Origin of the sequence: Bacillus cereus group sp. BfR-BA-01381, assembly GCF_022663555.1 — a bacterium.
GTDB classification, from domain to species: domain Bacteria; phylum Bacillota; class Bacilli; order Bacillales; family Bacillaceae_G; genus Bacillus_A; species Bacillus_A pacificus.
Map to the genome: position 1 here is coordinate 1 of NZ_JAKUFR010000269.1, position 306 is coordinate 306.

Here is a 306-nt window from a genome sequence, read left to right on the forward strand (position 1 = left end):
AAGAAATGATAAATGAGGTGCGAAATGGAATATCAATATCCGTTAGATTATGATTGGTCAAATGAGGAAATGGTTACAATTGTGAAGTTTTATGAAGCGATTGAGAAAGCATATGAAAAAGGAATTGTAAGAGAAGAATTAATGGGTTTATATCGTCGTTTTAAAGAGATTGTTCCATCGAAAGCAGAAGAAAAGAAAATTGATAAAGAGTTCCAAGAAGTAAGTGGATATTCTATATACCGTGCGATTCAGAAGGCTAAAGAAATTGAAGAAGAAAAGCTTGTGAAAATGTAAAAAATATTTTGA

At 30.7% G+C, this 306-nt stretch carries 1 protein-coding gene; it reads left to right on the top strand.

What is annotated here, in order from left to right; all coding sequences use genetic code 11:
* Positions 1 to 24 precede the first annotated feature (24 nt).
* Positions 25 to 294, top strand: coding sequence for a UPF0223 family protein (locus MR079_RS28640; RefSeq protein WP_000456556.1), 270 nt, complete (start codon positions 25 to 27; stop codon positions 292 to 294).
* The last annotated feature ends 12 nt before the right edge of the window (positions 295 to 306 follow it).